Genomic DNA, 21,105 nt, shown 5'->3' on the forward strand with positions numbered 1-21,105 from the left:
GCCTCCCCCTCCCCCGACCCCGCCTCCCCCGTGAGCGGCACCGCCGCCGGGACCGCGTCCGCCCCTTCGCCCGACCGGGAGACCACCGTGCCCGACAGCCGGCCAGCCTGCCGCCCCCGCGCCGTCCTCGCCATGCACCGCGAGCTCGCCGGCCGCCTGATCGACCCGCACACCATGGCCCGGCTCACCGCGCTGGCCGATCTCGACCCGGCGCTCGTCCTGGACGACTTCACCACCCCCGGGGCCCGCGCGGCACTCGCCGACGCCGAGGTGATCGTCTCCAGCTGGGGCTGCCCGCCGATCGACGAGGAGGTGCTGGCCGCCGCCCCGCGGCTGACCGCCGTCATCCACGCCGCCGGCTCGGTCAAGCACCACGTCACCGACGCCTGCTGGCGCCGCGGTCTGCAGGTCACCTCGGCGGCCTGGGCCAACGCCCTGCCGGTCGCCGAGTACACCGTCGCCGTCGTGCTGCTCGCCAACAAGCGGCTGCTGCCGATCCGCGAGGAGTACCGGCGCCGCCGCGCCCCGTACGACTGGCAGCTGGCGTACGCCACGGCGGGCAACTACCGGCGCACCGTCGGCATCGTCGGCGCCTCCCGGATCGGCCGGCGGGTGCTGGAGCTGCTGCGCCCGCACGACCTCGACCTGCTGCTGCACGACCCCTACGTCGACCCCGCCGAGGCCGCCCGGCTCGGCGCGCGCGCCGTCGGGCTGGACGAGCTGTGCGCCGCCTCCGACGTGGTGAGCGTGCACGCCCCCGAGCTCCCGGCCACCCGGCACATGATCGACGGCCGCCGGCTCGCGCTGATGCGCGACGGCGCCACCCTGGTCAACACCTCCCGCGGCTCCCTGGTCGACCAGGAGGCGCTGGTGCGCGAGACGGCCTCCGGCCGGCTGGACGCCGTCATCGACGTCACCGAGCCCGAGGTGCTGCCCGCCGACTCCCCGCTCTACGACCTGCCGAACGTCGTGCTCACCCCCCATGTGGCCGGCTCCCTCGGCGGCGAGCTGCACCGGATGGCCGCGGCCGCCGCGGACGAACTCGCCCGCTACACCGCCGGGCAGCCGTTCGCCCACCCCGTCCTCGCCGAGGACGTCCACCGCACCGCGTGAGCCCCGGCGCGCGCCCCCGGGCCGCGCGCCCGCGCAGCGCCTCCCACCACCCCCGCACCACGCGCTCCCCCGCACCAGCAACGAATCGGAGAACCCCCATGTCCCGCAGGGTGATCGGCATCGTCATGAACGGCGTCACCGGCCGGATGGGCTACCGCCAGCACCTGGTCCGCTCCATCCTGGCCATCCGCGACCAGGGCGGCCTGCCGCTCGGCGACGGCGAGACGCTGTGGCCCGAGCCCATCCTGGTCGGCCGCAGCGCCGACAAGCTCAAGGACCTCGCCGAGCGGCACGGCCTCACCCACTGGACCACCTCGCTCGACGAGGCCCTCGCCCACCCGCTCGCCGAGGTCTACTTCGACGCCCAGGTCACCCCCGCCCGGGAGGCCGCGCTGCGCACCGCGATCGCCGCCGGCAAGCACATCTACACCGAGAAGCCCACCGCGGAGTCGCTGGAGGCCGCGCTCGACCTCGCCCGCCTGGCCCGCGACGCCGGGGTGTGCAACGGCGCCGTGCAGGACAAGCTCTTCCTCCCCGGCCTGCGCAAGCTCAAGCGGCTGGTGGACGGCGGGTTCTTCGGCCGGATCCTCTCGGTGCGCGGCGAGTTCGGCTACTGGGTCTTCGAGGGCGACTGGCAGCAGGCCCAGCGGCCGTCCTGGAACTACCGCGCCGAGGACGGCGGCGGCATGGTCCTCGACATGTTCCCGCACTGGCGCTACGTGCTGGACGGCATCATCGCCCCGGTCCGCTCGGTGTACGCGCACACCGCCACCCACATCCCCGAGCGCACCGACGAGCGCGGGCGGCCCTACCGGGCCACCGCCGACGACGCCGCGTACGGCGTGTTCGAGCTGGAGGGCGGCATCACCGCCCAGATCAACTCCTCCTGGGCGGTCCGGGTGGACCGCGACGAACTGGTGGAGTTCCAGGTGGACGGCACCGAGGGCAGCGCCGTCGCCGGGCTGCGCGAGTGCCGCTTCCAGCACCGTGCGGCCACCCCCAAGCCGGTCTGGAACCCGGACCTGCCGGCGACCGAGCCGTTCCGCGCGCAGTGGCAGCGGGTGCCGGACAACGAGGAGTTCGACAACGGCTTCAAGGCGCAGTGGGAGCTGTTCCTGCGCCACGTGACCACCGGATCCCCGTACCACTGGGACCTTCTGGAGGGCGCCAAGGGCGTGCAGCTCGCCGAGCTCGGCCTGCGTTCCGCCCGCGAGGGACGCCGGCTGGACGTCCCCGAGCTGTCCCTGTGACGGCCCGCCGGCCGCACCCGGGCCGGCCACCACGCACCCGGCCGCCGGGGAACCGCCCGCCCCGCAGCCGCCCGCCGACGAGACGATTGCGCTGACACCATGACCGAGATCGACCTGCCCGGCCACGGCCGGATCCGGCTGCGCGAGCCCGCCGCCCTGCCGGCCTCGCCCATCGCCGCCCGCTCGCGGACGGCCTTCGCCGCCGCCCACGTGGTCGCCGACCCGCTGGGCGACAACGCCCCCGGCGCCCCCGCCGCCGTCGACTGGGACGCCACCCTCGCCTTCCGCCACCACCTGTGGTCGCTGGGCCTCGGCGTCGCCGACGCGATGGACACCGCCCAGCGCGGCATGGGCCTCGACTGGCCGGCCACCCGCGAGCTGATCACCCGCTCCGGCGGCGCGGCCCGCGCCTGCGGCGGCCGGCTGGCCTGCGGCGTCGGCACCGACCAGCTCGCCCCCGGCCCCCACCCGCTGGACGCCGTCCGGGCCGCCTACGAGGAGCAGCTGGCCGTGGTCCAGGAGGCCGGCGCCCGGCCGATCCTGATGGCCAGCCGTGCCCTGGCCGCCGCCGCCCGCGGCCCGGAGGACTACCTGGAGGTCTACGGCGGGCTGATCGCCGCCTCCGAGCAGCCGGTGCTGCTGCACTGGCTCGGCGAGATGTTCGACCCCGCGCTCGCCGGCTACTGGGGCTCCACCGACCTCGACGCGGCCGCCGCCACCGTGCTGGAGCTGATCGGCGCGCACGCCGACCGGGTCGAGGGCATCAAGGTCTCCCTGCTGGACGCCGGCCGGGAGATCGCCCTGCGCCGCGCCCTGCCGGCCGGGGTGCGGATGTACACGGGCGACGACTTCCACTACCCCGAGCTGATCCGCGGTGACGAACTCGGCCACAGCCACGCGCTGCTGGGCGTCTTCGACCCGATCGCGGCCACCGCCGCGGCGGCGCTGCGGGCACTGGACGAGGGCGACCTCGACCGCTACGAGGACCTCTTCGCGCCGACCGTGCCGCTGGCCCGGCACCTGTTCGCCGCACCGACCTTCCACTACAAGACCGGGGTGGTCTTCCTCGCCTGGCTGGCCGGCCACCAGGACCACTTCACCATGGTGGGCGGTGCGCAGAGCGGACGCTCGGTGCCCCACCTGGTGGAGCTGTTCCGGCTGGCGGACGCCGCCGGGGTCCTCCCCGACCCGGACCTCGCGGCCGCCCGGATGCGCCGGCTGCTCGCGGTCGCGGGGGTGACGGCATGAGCGGCACGCCCGCGGTGAACGGCCTGGACAGGCTGTCGCTCAACCAGATCACCACCCGGGGCTGGAGCCTCCCGGAGGCGGTGCGCGGCTGCGTGGACGCCGGCATCCCGGCCATCGGGCTCTGGCGCGACAAGGTCGCCGAGACCGGGCTGGCCCGCTCCGCGAAGCTCTGCCGGGACGCCGGACTCGCCGTCAGCAGCCTGTGCCGGGGCGGCTTCCTCACCGCCACCGGGCCCGAGGAGCGCCGGGCCGCGCTCGCCGACAACCTCCGGGCGATCGAGGAGGCCGCCGAGCTGGGCACCGACACCCTGGTGCTGGTCGTCGGCGGCCTGCCGGCCGGCAGCCGCGACCTGGTCGGCGCCCGCGCCGCCGTCGCCGACCTGCTGGGCGAACTCGCTCCGCACGCGGGCGACTTCGGCGTGCGGCTGGCGATCGAGCCGCTGCACCCGATGTTCTGCGCCGACCGGGCGGTGGTCTCCACCCTGGGCCAGGCGCTCGATCTCGCCGCCCCGCACCCGGCCCGGCAGGTGGGCGTCGTCGTGGACAGCTACCACGTCTGGTGGGACCCGGCGCTGCGCGAGCAGATCGCCCGCGCCGGGCGGGAGGAGCGGATCGCCTCCTACCAGGTGTGCGACTGGACCCTGCCGCTGCCCGCCGACGCCCTGCTCGGCCGCGGTCACGTCGGCGACGGCCACATCGACTTCCGCGCCCTCACCGACCTGGTCACCGCCGCCGGGTACCGGGGCTGGATCGAGGTCGAGATCTTCAACCAGCAGATCTGGGACACCCCGGGCGAGCTGACGCTGCGCACCCTGATCGAGCGCCACCTCACCCACCTGGCCCGGCCGTGAGGGTCGTCCTCGCGCCGGACTCCTTCAAGGGCACCGTCGCCGCCCGGGACGCCGCCCTGGCCCTGGCCGCCGGCTGGCGCTCGGTGCGGCCGGACGACGAACTGCTGATCCGTCCGATGGCCGACGGCGGGGAGGGCACCCTCGACGCGCTCGCGGCGGCCCTCCCCGGCGCCGTCGTGCACCCGGTCCCCGGCTGCACCGGCCCCGACGGACGGCCGGTCACCGGACGCTACGCGCTGCTGGCGGACGGCACCGCGCTGGTCGAACTCGCCGACACCGGCGGCCTGCCGCTGCTCGGCGGGGCCCTCGCCCCGCTCACGGCCGGCACCCGCGGCACCGGCGAGACCATCGCCGCCGCGCTGGACGCCGGGGCGCGGCGGGTGACCGTCGCGCTCGGCGGCTCGGCGTCCACCGACGGCGGCGCCGGGCTGCTGGCCGCCCTCGGCCTGCGCCTGCTGGACGACACCGGCGCCCGCCTCCCGGACGGCGGCGGCGCCCTCACCCGGGCCCACCGGCTCGACCGCACCGCCCTGCGCCCCGCGCCGCCGGGCGGTGTCCGGCTGCTGGCCGACGTCACCAACCCGCTGCTCGGCCCCACCGGAGCGGCCGCGGTCTACGGACCGCAGAAGGGCGCCGACCCGGCGCTCGTCGCCGTCCTGGAGGCGGGGCTGCGCCGCTTCGCCGAGCTGCTCGGGGGCGACCCGGCGCTCCCCGGCTCGGGCGCGGCGGGCGGCACCGCGTACGGCCTGATGACCGCCTGGGACGCCCGGGTGGTCCCCGGCGCGGCGGCGGTGGCCGAACTGACCGGGCTCGACCGGGCCCTCGCCGGGGCCGGCCTGGTGATCACCGGCGAGGGCCGCTTCGACGCCACCAGCCTGCTCGGCAAGGCGGTCGGCGAGGTGCTCGCCCGCGCCGGGCGCGCCGGTGTCCCCGCCCGGGTCGTCGCCGGCGAGGCCACCGGCCCCGGCGCGCTCACCCTCACGGAGCTGTCCGGCGATCCGGCCGACGCCCGTGCCCGGGCCGCCCACTGGCTCACCGCCGCCGGCGCCCGCCTGGCCCGCACCCACGCGGCGGGCTGAGCCGCCCCCGCACCGGACGGCCGAGGTGCGCGCGAGGTTTGTCCAATCCCCCGCCCCGCCCGGCCGTCCGGACGCCGCGCCCGGCCATTTCAAGACGATCTCCCGCACCTTTGTCGCCGCAGGTCACCGCGCGGGCATTCGCCGCCGGGCCGCCGCCACCGGTGGCGGTCCGGTGGATCCGTCGTCAAATTTCGAGTGCACGTTTCACATATCCCCCTCTTTGGAGCTCCCGGATGCTCTAGATTGACTTCACTGCTCACCGGCGGACACGGGCGACACCCTCCTGATCCACTGGTCCGGCGCCGAGGACGGCGGACCGTCGCGTCCCCGGCGGCAGTATGGGGGAGATCGATTCCCGGGGCCCGAACGCGGGGCCCCGGCCGCAAGGGGGCGACCCGCCGGCAGTTCCCCGTGCACCTCGGGGCTCCGGCCGGGGCGAGCCCGCCGACGTTCGGCGGGATGTTCAACAAGCGCTGCGAGAGCGGTATTTGGCGTGCGCGGGAGTGGGGACTCCCGCCGGCAGGAACAGCGCGGAACGACGGGAGGGCGGGGGCTCCCCTAGGGAGGAGCAGCACGGGAGGCGCAAGCCTCCCGGGGGGAGGAATCGTGTGGAGCGAGCACGTCGAACCCACGGGTGACCTGGAACGGAATGCGAAGCAGGGGGAAGGGGAAACGGTCCGCCCGTTACCGTCGGCGCAATCGGCGCAATCGGCACAGCGGCGTCCTCCGGCCGGCGGGAAGATCACCCGGCCGGGGATCGACTGGGAACAGCAGTACCGCCGGACGGTGATCACCAGCGATACCATGGCCACCGCATTCGTGGTGGCGGCGATAGGCGGTTTCTTCGGGGTCCGGGACGCCGCCAACTGGCACGAGAAATGGGGAATTCTCGCCTTCGGCACCGAGCTGCTGGTGCTGGGTTCACTGGCGGTGACCCGGTCCTGGGTGCCGGCCGTGCTCGGCCAGGGTGCCGAGGAGTTCCGCCGGCTCGGGCGCGCGCTGTTCACGGCGGCCGTCGTCCTGTCGCTCGGCGGGATCGCCCTCACCTCGCACAACATCAAGCTCTGGATCTTCGTGGCGATCCCGGCGATCACGGCCGTCACCATGACCGAGCGATACCTGCTGCGCGTCTGGCTGCACCGCAGGCGCAACGAGGGCCGGTGCCTGCGCCCGGTGCTCGCCGCGGGGAGCCCGGCGACGGTGCGCGACCTGATCGCTCGCACCCGCAAGTTCCCCCACCTCGGCTGGAAGGTCGAGGCGGTGTGCACGCCGTACACGCTCGGGCCGGGCGGTGACCGGCTGGACGGGGTGCCGGTGGTCGGCCGGCTGTCGGACGTCGCCAACCACGTGCGCCGCGACGGGTTCCGCGTGGTGGCGATCACCCCGGACCCGTACTGGACGCCGGACCGGCTGCAGCGGCTGGCCTGGAACCTGGAGGGCGGCGACGCGGAGATGGTCGTGGCCCCGGTGCTGATGGAGGTCGCCGGACCGCGCCTGCACGTCGACGCGGTGCTCGGCATCCCGATGCTGCGGGTCAGCATGCCGACCTTCACCGGGGGGCCGCGGGCGGTCAAGGAGGTCGTCGACCGGCTGGGCGCGGTGATCCTGCTGATCCTGTTCGCGCCGCTGATGGTGTTCGTCGGACTGCTGGTGATGGCGGACAGCGAGGGCGGGGCGTTCTACCGGCAGCCCCGGGTCGGCAAGGACGGCCGGCAGTTCACCCTGGTCAAGTTCCGCACCATGACCGCCGGGGCCGACCGGGCCAGGGCCGAGCTGGCCGCCCGCAACGAGGGCGCCGGGCTGCTGTTCAAGCTCCGCCGCGATCCGCGGGTGACCAGGGTGGGCGGGGTGCTGCGGCGCTACTCGATCGACGAACTCCCGCAGCTGTTCAACGTGTTGGCCGGATCGATGTCACTCGTCGGTCCGCGGCCGCCGCTGCCGGAGGAGTCGGCCGCGTACGGGCCGGACATCCGGCGGCGGCTGCTCGTCAAGCCCGGGCTCACCGGCCTGTGGCAGATCAGCGGGCGCAGCGACCTTCCGTGGGAGGAGGCCGTCCGGTTGGACCTGCGGTACGTGGAGGACTGGTCGCTCGCCCTGGACGCGGTGATCCTCTGGAAGACGCTGCGCGCGGTGCTCCAGGGGCAGGGGGCCTACTGATGCGCGGAAGGCGCCGGGCGCCCGGGGCGTCGTGCGGGACGTACGGGACATGCGGAACATGCGGAACGTGTGGGACTTGTGGAACCCGCGGGGCGCGCGGGGTGCGTGGGGGGCGTCGTCCGATCGACGCGCGGATGGCCGGCCACAAGGGCCTGCCCGAGGGGAGGAACGTTTCATGAGGGTCAGTGTCCTGGGGCTCGGCTACGTGGGCTGCGTGTCGGCCGCGTGCCTGGCCAGCCTGGGCCACGAGGTCATCGGGGTGGACGTCAACCAGGTGAAGGTGGACCTGGTCAACGACGGCAAGGCCCCGGTGGTCGAGGAGCGGATCGGCGAGATGATCGCCGAGGTCGTGCGGGCCGGGACGTTACGGGCGACCACGGACGTCCGCGAGGCGATCATGGGCAGCGAGGTGTCGCTGGTCTGCGTGGGCACCCCGTCGGAGCCCAACGGCAGCCTGTGCACCACCTACCTGGAGCGGGTCACCGAGGAGATCGGTGCCGCGGTGGCCGAGCGGGGCGGGCGGCAGACCGTCGTGTTCCGCAGCACCATGCTCCCGGGCACCTGCCTGAACCTGCTGGTGCCGATCCTGGAGAAGTACGCCGGCACCGCCGGGGTGGACTTCGGGGTCGCGGTCAACCCGGAGTTCCTGCGCGAGGGCACCAGCGTGCGGGACTTCTTCGACCCGCCCAAGACCGTCATCGGCGAGCTCGACCCGCACAGCGGCGACGTCGTCGCGGCGCTCTACGAGGGGCTGCCCGGCGAGGTGTTCCGGGTGCCGGTCCCGACCGCCGAGGCGATCAAGTACGCGGACAACGCCTTCCACGGCCTCAAGATCGGCTTCGCCAACGAGCTGGGCGCGGTCTGCCGGGCGCTCGGGGTGGACTCGCATCAGGTGATCGACGTGTTCCTGGCCGACCACAAGCTGAACATCAGCCCCGCCTACCTGCGGCCCGGCTTCGCCTTCGGCGGCTCCTGCCTGCCCAAGGACCTGCGCAGCCTGGTCCACGCGGCGCAGAGGGCCGACGTCGCGGTGCCGATCCTCTCCCACGTGCTGCCCTCCAACGCCGAACACCTGCGGCGCGCCCTGGAGTTGGTCGAGCGCACCGGAAAGCGCCGGGTGGGCCTGTTCGGCCTGTCCTTCAAGCCCGGCACCGACGACCTGCGCGAGAGCCCGCTCGTCGAGCTGGCGGAGCGGCTCTTCGGCAAGGGCTACGACCTGCGGATCCACGACCCCAACGTGAACCTCTCCCGGCTGCTCGGCGCGAACCGCGAGTACATCGAGACCAGGCTGCCGCACCTGGCGCAGCTGCTCACCGACTCCGTCGAGGAGGTGCTCGGCCACGCCGAGGTGTGCGTGGTGGGGACGAAGGACCCGGCCGTGCTGTCGGCGCTGCCGCACGGGGACGGCCCGCTGATCGTCGACCTCGTCCACCTGCCCGACGCCGCCGCGCGCCGGGCCGAGCCGGGGTACGTGGGCCTTGCCTGGTGACGCTGCCGGCCGCGACGGGCGGGGCCGTCGCGCGCTGGTCCTGGTGGAGAACCTCTCGGTGCCGTTCGACCGGCGGGTGTGGCAGGAGTGCACGACGCTGCGCGACGCCGGCTGGACGGTGGACGTCATCTGTCCGCGGGGGAGCAAGCGGGACACGGAGCCGGAGGCGGTGATCGACGGGGTGCGGATCCACCGCTACCCGTTGCGCGCCGCCACCGGAGGGCCGGCCGGCTACCTCCGGGAGTACGGCTCGGCGCTGTGGCACACGGCCCGGCTGGCCCGCAGGGTCGGCCCGGTCGACGTGGTCCACGCCTGCAACCCGCCCGACCTGCTGTTCCTGCCGGCGCTGTGGCTGAAGCGGCGCGGCGCCCGGTTCGTGTTCGACCAGCACGACCTCGTCCCGGAGCTGTACCTGTCCCGGTTCGACCGCGGCGAGGACCTGCTCTACCGCGGCGTGTGCGCGCTGGAACGGCTGACCTACCGGGCCGCGGACGTCGTGCTCGCCACGAACGAGAGCTACCGCGACACCGCGCTGCGCCGTGGCGGCCTGCGGCCGGAGGACGTCTTCGTGGTGCGCAGCGCGCCCGACACCGAGCGGTTCCGGCCGGTGGAGCCCGAGCCGGAGCTCAAGCGCGGAAAGCCCCATCTGCTGTGCTACCTCGGCGTCATGGGCCCCCAGGACGGCGTCGACTACGCGCTGCGGGCGCTGGCCAAGCTGCGCGACGAGGTCGGACGGACCGACTGGCACGCGGTGTTCATCGGCGCCGGCGACACCTTCGAGGCGATGGTGGAGCTGTCCCGGCGGCTCGGGCTCGCGGACCAGGTGGAGTTCACCGGGCGGATCCCGGACGCCGACCTGGCGCGCTACCTGTCCACCTCGGACGTCTGCCTGTCCCCCGACCCGCGCAACCCGCTCAACGACGTGTCGACCATGAACAAGGTCCTGGAGTACATGGTCATGGGCCGGCCGATCGTCTCCTTCGACCTGCGCGAGGCCCGGGTCTCCGCCGGTGACGCGGCCGTCTACGCGCCGGCCAACGACGAGTCGCGGTTCGCCGAGCTCGTCGCGGAGCTGCTGGACGACCCGGACCGGCGCGCCTGGATGGGCAAGACCGGCCAGGAGCGGATCAACGGGCCGCTCGCCTGGCGGAACTCCCAGCGCTCGCTGCTCGCCGCCTACGACGCCGCCTGCCGGGACGGCGCTCCGGGGCCGTCCGGCCGCCGGGGCCGGGCCGGGAAGAGGCCGCACCGTTGAGCGAGGAAGCGATACGCCTGGTCATGGTCGGCCGCGTCCTCCGTCGGCGCTGGCGGCTGCTCGCCGTCCTCGCCGTGGTGGGTGCGCTCGTCGGCTACGGCAGTTCGCTGCTGTTCCCGCCGCGGTACTCCACGGCGGCCTCGGTGCTGCTGCCGGGGGCGTGGCAGGAACGCGAGCTGATGACCCAGGCGCAGCTCGCGACCAGTTCGGTGGTGCTCGACCGCGCGGCCGCCACGCTCGGGCGGCCCTGGACCGGCGCCGGGCTGCGGGACCGGGTGAGCGCCACGGCCGCGGACGGGAACATCATCAAGGTCTCGGGCACCGGCGACACCCCGGAGCAGGCGCAGCAGCTCGCCGACCAGGTGGCGCAGCAGTTCGTGGCGTTCGCCGCCCGGCTCACGGGCGACGGCAGCGATGCCGAGGCCTCGCAGCCGCAGGCCCTGCGGCAGCTGGTGGCGCAGGCCAGCCGCCGCATCACCGAGTTGGCGGACTCGGCGAATCCGGGGCAGACGGTGGAGAGCGTGCAGACCCGCACCGAGCTGGCGAAGCTGCGCACCGCGCTGCAGGAGGCGGTCGGCAAGCTGGAGCAGGTCGACCCGGCGGCCGGCAAGGCCACCATGGTCGTGCTGGGACCGGCCGCCCGGCCGGAGGCGGCGACCGCGCCGACGACGACGCAACTCGTCGCCGGCGGGGCGCTGGCGTTCCTCCTGCTCGCGGTCGTCGGCCATCTCGCCGCGGCCCGGGCGAGCCGCCGGCTGCGCACCGAACCGGAGATCGCCGCGGCGCTGGGCTCGGTGCTCCTCGGCACCGTCGACGTCCCCGGGGACCGCGCGACGCGGCGGTCCGGGGCCGGGGGCCCGCGGGCCCTGGTCCGCCGGCTGCTGGGCACCGACGTCCGGTGGGACCTGCCGGTCCCGCACGCCTCCGGGGACGAGGCCGGCCGGCGGATCCGCTACCGGCGGGTGTGCGCCCGTCTGCGGGAGCGGCCGGCCTCCCCCCGGGAGCTGCTGGTCGTCGTCCCGGACGGCGACGGGACGGCCCGCCGGGCGGCCGGGCAGCTCGCCGCCGAGGCGGGGGGCGATCCGCTGCTGCGGGTGGTCGGGGTTCCGGTGTCCCGGCCGCTGGTGCCGGACCGTGACGAGGAGTCCGGGGTCCTGGTCGTGCTGAGCGCGGGCCACTGGACCGGGGCGGAGCTCGGCGGCGTCGCCGGGGCGTGCGCGGACGCCGGGCACGAGATCGTCGGCGTCGTCGTCGCCGCCGCGGTGCGGAACCGGGCGAAGCGGTCGTCCGGGCGCCGGTCGGACGGCGCCGCACCGGCGCTCACGGAAGGCGGCACGCCGGCGCTCGCGGAGGGTGCCACGCCGGCGCTCGCGAGCGGCGCCCGGCCGGCGCTCACGGTCGGCGACGAGACGGGGAGAGGCACGGGGTGACGACGAGTACGACGCCGGAGTCGCCGGCCGCCCCTCCCCTGGTCGACCTCCAGGGACTGGTGGTCGCGGTGCGCAGGCGCCGGCGCTTCTGGTGCTGCCTGGCGCTGCTCGGCCTGCTGGCCGGGACGGCGGCGGCGGTGCTGCGCCCGGCCCCGCCGAGCGCGGTGACCACGGTGCTGGTCGCGCACCAGGCGGACTCCCCGAACGATCCCGGCACCCTGATCCGCACCGACGCCGCCCTGTTGCAGACGGTGGGGATCGCGGGTGCGGCCCTGAAGGCCGTCGGGTCCGCGGACAGGCCGGTGGACTTCCTGGCGGACTACGGAGGCCTCGGCCTGACCAACAACCTGCTGCAGATCACCGTGAAGGCACGCACCGAGGAGGAGGCGGTGGCCCGGGCGAAGGCGCTGGCCGACGCGTTCGTCGCGGACCACGTGCGGCGGATCAACGAGGCCGCGGACGCCGAGGCGAAGTCCCTGCTCGACCAGCGCGACCGGATGCAGCAGGAACTCGCCCAGGTCAACCAGGAGATCGGGGACACCCCGCAGCAGAGCGGGCCGAAGGCGTCCGCCCGGCTGGAGGCGCTGTACGCCAGCCGGGCCGAACTCGGCTCGCGGATCACCGACTTCACCCGGCGCGCCGCGGAGGCGCACACCGGCACGCCCCGGCTGGTGGCCGGCACGCAGATCGTGGACGCCCCGCACGCGGTGCCGCGCTCGCTCGCCAGGACCGCCGCCACCGACGCCGCGATCGGGCTCGTCCTCGGGCTCGTCCTCGGGCTCACGGTGAGCGCGATCGGCGCGGTGGTGGCGGACCGCCCGGTGCTGCGCCGGGACATCGCGGCCCACCTCGGGGCGTCGGTGATCGCCGAGCTGCGCCGGGTGCCCCGGCCGCCGGCCGGGCGCTGGCAGCTCCCACGGACCCGCACGGCCCGGACCAGGCTCACCACGACCCTGGCCCGCGCCGTGCGCGAGTCCTCGGACGCGGTGTCACTGCTGGACCTGGGCTGTGCCCGCAGCACCGCGGCGATCGCCCTGGACCTCGCGGCCGCGCTGGCGCCGGAGGGTCCGGTGGTGGTGGTCGACGGCCTGCCCGGCCCGCAGCTCGCCGGGCGCCGGACGGCGCCGGACGGCCCGGCCGTGGTCCGCGGCGAGCCCGCCGGGGACGCGCCGTCCCCGCAGCGCCGGATCGGCGTCGGCTCGGTGGCGCCCGGCACGGCCTGGAGCGACCTGCGGTACCTGGGCGAGCGGACCGTGCTGGTGGTGCGGGCCGGGCGCGGCAGCGCCGCGTGGCTGCACACCGTGGCGCGTCAGCTCGCCGACCAGCGCATCGCGGTGATCGGCGTGGTGCTGATCGACCCCGATCCGCGCGACCGGACCGACGGCACGCTCTGGGACCGGCCGCACATCGTGACGCGCGGGCGCTACGAGCGGCCGGTCCGGCAGAGCGGGACCGGCCGGCGGCGGACCGGGCGCACGACCTTGTGGACCACACGGGTCCCGGACAGTGACCAGGAGGTGCGGTAGGACATGTGTGGCATCGCGGGCACGTACCGGTGGCCGGACGGGAAGGTCGTGACCGACCTGCTCACCGACACCCTCGCCCACCGCGGACCGGACGGCGCGGGCCGCTACAGCCATCCCGTCGGCGACGGCGAGGTGCACCTGGGGCACCGCCGGCTCGCCATCGTCGACCTGTCGGAGACCGGCGCCCAGCCGATGGTCTCCGACGGCCTCGTCCTGACGTACAACGGCGAGCTGTACAACGCGCCCGAGCTGCGGGCCGAACTGAAGGCCGCCGGGGTGCGCTTCCGCGGCACCTCCGACACCGAGGTGCTGCTGGAGGCGTGGCGGCGCTGGGGCACGGACTGCCTGCCCCGGCTGCGCGGCATGTTCGCGTTCGGGGTCTTCGACGAGCGCACCGGCGAGCTGGTGCTCGTCCGCGACCAGCTCGGCATCAAGCCGCTGTTCCTGGTCCGCCGCGGCGAAGGCCTGGTCTTCGCCTCCGAGCTCAAGGCGCTGGCGGCCGCCACCGGCGGGTCGCTGGAGGTGGACCACGCGGCGCTGGTGGCCTCGCTGCTGTACTACTGGGTGCCGGACTCGCGGTGCGCCTTCCGCGAGGCGGAGAAGCTGCCGCCGGGCAGCTGGCTGCGCTGCCGGCCCGACGGCCGGGTGGAGCGCGGCCGGTTCTGGCACCTGCGGGAGGTCGCCGCCGAGGGCCGGGAGCGGGCCCGCGCCGGCGAGCTGCCGGACCTCGCGGCCGTCGTCGAGGAGTCGACCCGGCGTCACCTGCTCTCGGACGTCCCGGTGGCGACCTTCCTCTCCGGCGGGCTGGACTCCAGCTACCTGACCGCGCTGGCGGCCCGCGACCGGCCCGGGATCTCCGCCTACACCATCGGTTTCCGCGCCGAGGACGCCAGGTTCGAGGCGATGCCGGACGACCTGCGCTACGCCCGGCAGGTGGCCCGGCGGTTCGGCGTCGACCTGCACGAGATCGAGATCGCCCCGGACGTGCTCGACCTGCTGCCGCGGATGACCTACCACCTGGACGAGCCGATCGGCGACCCCGCCGCGATCAACACCTTCCTGATCTGCTCGGCCGCCCGGGAGGCCGGGGTCAAGGTGATGCTCTCGGGGATGGGCGCCGACGAGCTGTTCGCCGGCTACCGCAAGCACCTGGCCAACCGGCTGGCGCTGCGCTACCAGCGCGTGCCGCGCCCGCTGCGGCGCGGACTGGCCGCGGCGGTGGACCGGCTGCCGGTCGCCACGGCCCGCCGGGGGCTGCGCTCGGTGCGGTTCGCCAAGCGCTTCCTCTCCTTCGCCGAGCTCCCGGAGGAGACCGCGTTCCGGCGCAGCTACACCATGTACGACCGGGAGGAGCTGCTCGCCCTGGTCGATCCGGACCTGGCCGGGACGGTCGACGACGTGCTGACCGAGCACGCGGACGTCTACCAGGACAACGACCTCGACGACTTCGTCAACCGGATGTGCCTGGGCGACGCCCGGATGTTCCTGCCGGGCCTGAACCTCGCGTACACCGACCGCTCCAGCATGGCCGCCTCCACCGAGGTGCGGGTGCCGTACGTGGACGTCGAGGTGGTCAGGGCGGCGTTCGCCGTGCCGGGCGACCGCAAGATCGTCGGACGCCAGGGCAAGGCGGTGCTCAAGGAGGCGGCCGCCTCGGTCCTGCCCCGGGAGATCGTGTACCGGCCCAAGGGCCTGTTCAGCGCCCCGCTGCGGGCCTGGATGAGCCGGGACCTGGCACCGCTGGTGCGCGAGGTGGTGAACGACGGCGAGCTGGTCCGCTCCGGCTTCCTGCGCCGCGACGCGCTGGCGCGGCTGGTCGCCGAGGACGCCGCCGGGAAGCAGGACTACTCCAAGCACCTGTGGCACGTGCTGACCCTCGAACACTGGTACCGCGGCGCGACCGCACGCTCCGGCCACAGCACCCATTCGACGGCGTAGCGCCCGGGCGCGGCGCTCACCCAACGGCAGAGGAACAAGGGGACTTCCGGTGAAACAGGTTGTGCAGAACTACAAGAGCGGCGAGCTGGCGGTGCTCGACGTGCCGGTGCCGGGGTGCAAGCCGGGCGGTGTGCTGGTCCGCAGCGCCTACTCGCTGATCTCCACCGGGACCGAGCTGATGAAGGTGTCCGAGGCCGGCATGTCGATGGTGGGCAAGGCCCGCTCGCGTCCGGACCAGGTGGCCAAGGTCATGCAGAGCGTGGCCGTCAACGGGCTGCCCGCCACCTACCGCAAGGTGATGGGCAAGCTGGACTCCTACACCCCGCTGGGCTACTCGCTGTGCGGGGTGGTCGAGCAGGTCGGCGCCGGGATCGACGACGTCAAGGTCGGCGACCTGGTGGCCTGCGCCGGCAACGAGCACGCGCTGCACGCCGAGCTGAACTGGGTGCCGAAGAACCTCTACACCCCCGTGCCGGACGGCCTCGCGCCGCAGCACGCGGCCTTCGGCACCGTCGGGTCGATCGCCCTGCAGGGCGTGCGCCAGGGCGAGCCGCAGCTCGGCGAGGTGGCGCTGGTCATCGGCCTCGGGCTGATCGGGCAGCTGGTGGTGCAGCTGCTGACCGCGGCGGGGGTGCGGGTCGTCGGGGCCGACCCCGACCCGGCGCGCTGCGAGCTCGCCGAGCGCCTGGGCGCCGCGGCCTGCGGGGATCCCGGGTCCGCCGCGGTGGAGGGCGCGGTCGCCGAGCTCACCGGCGGTCACGGCGTGGACCACGTGTTCCTGGCGGCCGGCGGCGGCAGCAACCAGCCCGTCGAGCTGGCCGCCCGGCTGGCCCGGGACCGCGGCCGGGTCGTGGACATCGGCAAGTGCCGGCTCGACCTGCCGTGGAACGCGTACTACGAGAAGGAGCTGGACGTCCGGTTCTCCCGCTCCTACGGCCCCGGGCGCTACGACCCGGAGTACGAGCTGCAGGGGCGGGACTACCCGATCGGCTACGTGCGCTGGACCGAGCGCCGCAACCTGGCGTGCTTCCTCGACCTCCTCGCCCGCGGCCGGGTCGACGTGGAGCCGCTGGTCTCCCACGTCGCCGAGTTCGACGACGCCGTCGAGACCTACCGGCGTCTGCAGGACGGCGACCTGAAGGCCGTGGCCGTGCTGTTCCGCTACCCCGGGGGCGCGCCGGCGGGAACGCCGGAGGCCCCCGCCGTGGCGGTCCCCGCGGTGCCCGAGGTGCGGCGCGGCGACCGGGCGTCCGCACCGGTGCGCCCGGCCGGCGCGCCGGTGCGGCTGGCGTTCGTCGGCGCGGGGAACTACGCGACCTCGATGCTGCTGCCGCACCTGGCCCGCCGCGAGGGCGTGGCGCTGTCCACGGTCGTCACCACGACGGCGCTGTCGGCGGCGAACGCGCAGCGGAAGTTCGGCTTCGCCCAGGCCACCACCGACCTCGACGCCGTGCTCGGCGACCCGGCCATCGACGCGGTGTTCGTGGTCACCCGGCACAGCTCGCACGCCGAGCTGACCCGCCGGGCGCTGCTCGCCGGCAAGGCCGTGTTCGTGGAGAAGCCGCTGGCCCTCACCGAGGACGAACTGGCCGGTGTGCTCGCGGCGGTGGAGGAGTCCGGCAACGACCGGCTGCAGGTGGGCTTCAACCGCCGCTTCGCGCCGCTGCTGCGCGAGGCCAGGAGCCGGTTCGGCACCCGGACCGGCCCGGCGAGCCTGCGCTACCTGGTCAACGCGGGCCGGCTGCAGCACGGCAGCTGGTACCTCCAGCAGGGCACCGAGGGTTCGCGGTTCGCGGGCGAGGGCGGGCACTTCATCGACACCGCGAGCTGGCTGCTGGGGGCCGACCCGGTCTCGGTGTACGCGGTCGCGCCGGCCGGCAACGAGGACCTCCAGGTCGTGCTGGGCTACCCGGACGGCTCCACCGCCACCCTCGGCTACGTCACCACCGGCGCGCCCGGCTTCCCCAAGGAGACCCTGGACCTGCTCGCCGACGGCAAGGTGCTCAAGCTCGACGACTTCGTCCGCGCCTCGGTGTACGGCGGCAAGCGGTGGGTCAGCTCGCGGCTGCCCAAGGCCCGGGACAAGGGCCAGTCCAACGAACTGGCCGCGTTCGTCAGGGCCGTGCGGACCGGCGGGCCGATGCCGGTGCCGCTGGAGTCGCTGGTCGCCACCACGGCGGCCACCCTCGCCGTGCAGACCGCGCTGGCCGGCGGCGCGCCGGTGTCGCTGGCGAGGCCGCGATGACCATGAGCGCGGGCTGGTACCTGCGGCGGCTGTCCCGGATGGGGCCGCGGGAGGTCGGGGGCCGGGTGGGCGACGCGGTGCGCCGCAGGCGGTGGCGCGCGGCGCCGCCGCCCCGCCCGGCCGTCGCCGGCGCCCGGTTCACCGCCGTGCTGCCCGCCGGGGCACTCGCCGCGGTGCCGCCGGACGCCGTCAAACGCCTGGTCGCCGGGGCGGACCGGCTGATGGACGGGCACGCCGAGTACTTCGGGGTGGAGCGCGACGACCTGGCCGACCCCGACTGGTGGCGCGACCCGAGGACCGGGCGCCGGGCGCCGTCCGGCTACGCCTTCGACGTGCCGTACCGCGACGAGGACGCGGTCGGGGACATCAAGCAGATCTGGGAGCCGTCCCGGCACCAGCACCTGACCGTGCTCGCCGCCGCCTACGCGCTCACCGGGGACGAGCGGTACGCCGAGCGGGTGGCCGGGCACCTGCGGTCCTGGTGGGCGGGCAACCCCCCGCTGCGCGGCGTGCACTGGATCAGCGGCATCGAGCTGGGCATCCGGCTGCTGTCCTGGGTGTGGGTGCGCCGGCTGCTCGACGGCTGGCCGGGCGCGCCCGCGCTGTTCGAGGAGAACCCGGTGGCGCTGGACCAGATCTGGCACCACCAGCGCTGGCTGGCCGCCTTCCCCAGCCGGGGGTCCTCGGCGAACAACCACGTGATCGCCGAGGACGCCGGGCAGTTCGCCGCGGCCTGCGCGTTCGGCTGGTTCCCCTCCTCGCCGCGCTGGCGCTCCGCCGCGCTGCGGTCGCTGGAGCGGAACCTGCGCGCCAACACCTTCCCCTCCGGCCTCAACCGCGAACTGGCCACCGAGTACCACGGGCTCGTCCTGGAACTCGGCCTGGCCGCGGTCGCCGAGGCGGACGCCGCCGCCGTGCCGGTCCCCCGGACCGTGCGGCTCGTGCTGCTGCGGATGACCGACGCGCTCGCGGCCGTCGTGGACAACCGGCTGCGGCCGCCGCGCCAGGGCGACGCCGACGACGGGCACGGGCTGGTGCTGGACGGCGCGGGCACCGACCGCTGGGGCTCGCTGCTGGCCACCGGGGAGGCCGTGTTCGGCCGGCTCCCGTGGTGGCCCGCGGTGAGCGGCGGCGATGTGCGCACCCCGCTGCTGGCCGCGCTCGTCCGGCCGTACGGCCAGGACGGCACGGTGCGCCGCCCGGCCGCCCGGCCGGCGCACTTCCCCGACGCGGGCCTGACCGTCCTGCGCGGCGGGGAGGATATCTGGTGCCGCTGCGACGGCGGGCCGCACGGCTTCCTGTCCATCGCCGCGCACGCCCACGCGGACGCGCTGTCCGTGGAGGTGCGGCACGACGGCGTCGACGTGCTCGCCGACCCGGGGACGTTCTGCTACCACGGGCAGCCCGAGTGGCGGCGGTACTTCCGCTCGACGCTGGGCCACAACACCCTGGAGCTGGACGGCACCGACCAGTCCGTCTCCGGCGGCCCGTTCCTGTGGACCCGGCACGCCCGCAGCCGCGTCCTCGCCGCGGAGTCCTCCGGCGGGACGACGGCCCGCTGGTGCGCCGAGCACGACGGCTACCAGGACACCGTGCACCGCCGCCGGGTGGAGCTGACCGCCGGGAGCCGGGAGCTGCGGATCACCGACGAGGTGCGCGGCCCGCGCCGGGCCGTGCGCCTGGCGTTCCACCTCGGCCCGGCGGTCACCGCCGAGCTGACGGGCAACCGGGCGGTGCTGACCTGGACCCGGGACGGCGAGGACCGCTCCGCCGTGCTCGACCTGCCCGGGCAGCTGTCCTGGCGGGCGCACCGCGGCGAGAGTGCACCGCCGCTGGGCTGGTACTCCCCCGGCTTCGGACGCAAGGAGCCCGCCACCACGCTGGTCGGCACCGGTGCCGCCGACGACGCGCAGGGGTTCGTCACCGTCCTCGGGTTCGGCGGCTAGGGAAGGGGCGGGGCGTGCGGATCACGAGGTGGACCCGGGGGGCGTCGGTGGCACGGGCGGTGGCACGGGTGGCGGCGCCGGCCCTGGCCCTGCTGCTGGTGGTCACCGGCTGCACCGGCACGCCGTCCGGCCCGGCGGGGCCGAGCGGCGCGTCGTCCGCCCCGCCGTCCGGGCCGGCGGCCGCGGCCCGGGTGTGCGACCACGCGGCGCCGGGGCCGGCGACGGCGCCGCCGGGCGCGGTGACGGTCGACCCCGCGGTGGTCGACGACCTGGCCGCGAAGACCAGGAACAGCCCCCCGAACACCACGTTCTGGCTGCTGCCGGGCACCCACACGCTCCAACCGGACCGCTACGCCCAGGTGATGGCCAAGGAGGGCAACACCTACCTCGGCGCGCCGGGCGCGGTGCTCGACGGCCGGCGCACCAACAACTACGCGTTCAGCGGCACCGCCCCCCGCGTCACCATCCGCCACCTGACCGTGCAGGGCTTCGTCGCGCCGCACGACGAGGGCGTGGTCAACCACGACATGGCCGACGGCTGGGTGATCGAGAACACCACCGTCCAGGACAACTCCGGCGCCGGGCTGATGGCCGGTGCCCACCAGCAGCTGCGCGCCAGCTGCCTGCGCCGCAACGGGCAGTACGGCATGAACGCGTACAAGACCGGTGACTCCATCAAGGGCCTGGTGGTGGAGGGCAACGAGGTCACCGGCAACAACACCGACGACTGGGAGCGGCAGCAGCCGGGCTGCGGCTGCACCGGCGGCATCAAGTTCTGGGCCGTGGACGGCGCCGACGTGCGCGGCAACTGGGTGCACGACAACCGGGGACCCGGGCTGTGGGCGGACAACAACAACAACGACTTCCTGATCGAGGACAACCTGCTGGAGGCCAACGACGGTGCCGCGCTGGTCTACGAGACCAGCTACAACGCGGTCGTCCGGGGCAACACCGTCCGGCGCAACACCTGGGCCGAGGGCCGCGGGCACACCGCCGACGGCGACAACTTCCCCTACGCGGCGGTCTACCTGTCGGAGTCCGGCGGGGAGCCGCGGGTCCCGGCCCGCACCGACCGGATCGAGATCCACCACAACGTCCTGGAGGACAACTGGTCCGGGATCACCCTGTGGGAGAACGCCGACCGGTTCTGCAACAGCCCGGCCAACACCTCGACCGGCTACTGCACCCGGCTGGTCAAGGACACCGCGAGCTGCGCGGAACCGGCGATCGGCACCGCCCCGCTGTACGGCGACTGCCGGTGGAAGACCCAGCGGGTGGACATCCACGACAACCGTTTCAGCCTCGACCCGTCCGTGGTCGGGTGCACGACGGAGTGCGGCCGGATGGCGGTGCTCTCCAACTACGGCACCTATCCGGACTGGTCGCCGTACAAGGGCAAGCGGGTGGCCGAGGCGCTCACCCTCGGGCAGGACAACCGCTGGCACGACAACGACTACCGGGGTCCGTGGAGCTTCGTCGCCGACGACCCGGACCGGCCGCTCGACCCCGCGCGGTGGCAGGGCGACCCCTACCGGCAGGACACCGGCAGCACCTTCGCCCCGCGGGCGGGTGGTTGAG

General features: G+C 75.0%; 14 protein-coding genes. All 14 read left to right on the forward strand.

Annotation, left to right across the window (positions count from 1 at the left end; all coding sequences use genetic code 11):
• Positions 1 to 132 precede the first annotated feature (132 nt).
• Complete coding sequence (locus tag ACF1AK_RS29760) at positions 133 to 1,113, forward strand: hydroxyacid dehydrogenase (protein WP_391501969.1); 981 nt, start codon at positions 133 to 135, stop codon at positions 1,111 to 1,113.
• A 98-nt stretch (positions 1,114 to 1,211) separates the two neighbouring features.
• Positions 1,212 to 2,363 carry a Gfo/Idh/MocA family protein gene (locus tag ACF1AK_RS29765; protein ID WP_391501932.1) on the forward strand — a complete coding sequence of 384 codons (1,152 nt, stop codon included), beginning with the start codon at positions 1,212 to 1,214 and terminating at the stop codon, positions 2,361 to 2,363.
• A gap of 99 nt (positions 2,364 to 2,462) precedes the next feature.
• Entirely contained in the window at positions 2,463 to 3,611 is a 1,149-nt protein-coding gene (locus tag ACF1AK_RS29770; RefSeq protein ID WP_391501933.1) for a dihydrodipicolinate synthase family protein, read from the forward strand.
• Positions 3,608 to 4,462, forward strand: coding sequence for a sugar phosphate isomerase/epimerase family protein (locus ACF1AK_RS29775; protein WP_391501934.1), 855 nt, complete (start codon positions 3,608 to 3,610; stop codon positions 4,460 to 4,462). The genes ACF1AK_RS29770 and ACF1AK_RS29775 overlap by 4 nt, the downstream gene beginning before the upstream one ends.
• A complete protein-coding gene (locus ACF1AK_RS29780) occupies positions 4,459 to 5,541 on the forward strand; it encodes a glycerate kinase (protein WP_391501935.1) in 1,083 nt (360 codons plus the stop codon). The genes ACF1AK_RS29775 and ACF1AK_RS29780 overlap by 4 nt, the downstream gene beginning before the upstream one ends.
• 639 nt (positions 5,542 to 6,180) lie before the next feature.
• Complete coding sequence (locus ACF1AK_RS29785) at positions 6,181 to 7,698, forward strand: sugar transferase (RefSeq protein ID WP_391501970.1); 1,518 nt, start codon at positions 6,181 to 6,183, stop codon at positions 7,696 to 7,698.
• Positions 7,699 to 7,873: 175 nt separating this feature from the next.
• Entirely contained in the window at positions 7,874 to 9,187 is a 1,314-nt protein-coding gene (locus tag ACF1AK_RS29790; RefSeq protein ID WP_391501936.1) for a nucleotide sugar dehydrogenase, read from the forward strand.
• Positions 9,177 to 10,442: a glycosyltransferase family 4 protein gene (locus tag ACF1AK_RS29795; RefSeq protein WP_391501937.1), complete on the forward strand. Its 1,266-nt coding sequence runs from the start codon at positions 9,177 to 9,179 to the stop codon at positions 10,440 to 10,442. The genes ACF1AK_RS29790 and ACF1AK_RS29795 overlap by 11 nt, the downstream gene beginning before the upstream one ends.
• A complete protein-coding gene (locus tag ACF1AK_RS29800; protein WP_391501938.1) occupies positions 10,439 to 11,872 on the forward strand; it encodes a polysaccharide biosynthesis protein in 1,434 nt (477 codons plus the stop codon). Before ACF1AK_RS29795 ends, ACF1AK_RS29800 begins: the two co-directional genes overlap by 4 nt.
• Complete coding sequence (locus tag ACF1AK_RS29805; RefSeq protein ID WP_391501939.1) at positions 11,869 to 13,398, forward strand: polysaccharide biosynthesis protein; 1,530 nt, start codon at positions 11,869 to 11,871, stop codon at positions 13,396 to 13,398. Before ACF1AK_RS29800 ends, ACF1AK_RS29805 begins: the two co-directional genes overlap by 4 nt.
• Before the next feature lie 3 nt (positions 13,399 to 13,401).
• Complete coding sequence (gene asnB / locus ACF1AK_RS29810) at positions 13,402 to 15,336, forward strand: asparagine synthase (glutamine-hydrolyzing) (RefSeq protein ID WP_391501940.1); 1,935 nt, start codon at positions 13,402 to 13,404, stop codon at positions 15,334 to 15,336.
• A 49-nt stretch (positions 15,337 to 15,385) separates the two neighbouring features.
• Positions 15,386 to 17,581, forward strand: a complete 2,196-nt coding sequence (locus ACF1AK_RS29815; RefSeq protein ID WP_391501941.1) for a bi-domain-containing oxidoreductase — start codon at positions 15,386 to 15,388, stop codon at positions 17,579 to 17,581.
• Complete coding sequence (locus ACF1AK_RS29820) at positions 17,578 to 19,527, forward strand: alginate lyase family protein (RefSeq protein ID WP_391501942.1); 1,950 nt, start codon at positions 17,578 to 17,580, stop codon at positions 19,525 to 19,527. The genes ACF1AK_RS29815 and ACF1AK_RS29820 overlap by 4 nt, the downstream gene beginning before the upstream one ends.
• Positions 19,528 to 19,574: 47 nt before the next feature.
• Complete coding sequence (locus ACF1AK_RS29825; protein WP_391501971.1) at positions 19,575 to 21,104, forward strand: right-handed parallel beta-helix repeat-containing protein; 1,530 nt, start codon at positions 19,575 to 19,577, stop codon at positions 21,102 to 21,104.
• Position 21,105: the final 1 nt, after the last annotated feature.

The sequence above is a fragment of the Kitasatospora sp. NPDC015120 genome (genome assembly GCF_043080305.1).
Classification (GTDB): domain Bacteria; phylum Actinomycetota; class Actinomycetes; order Streptomycetales; family Streptomycetaceae; genus Kitasatospora.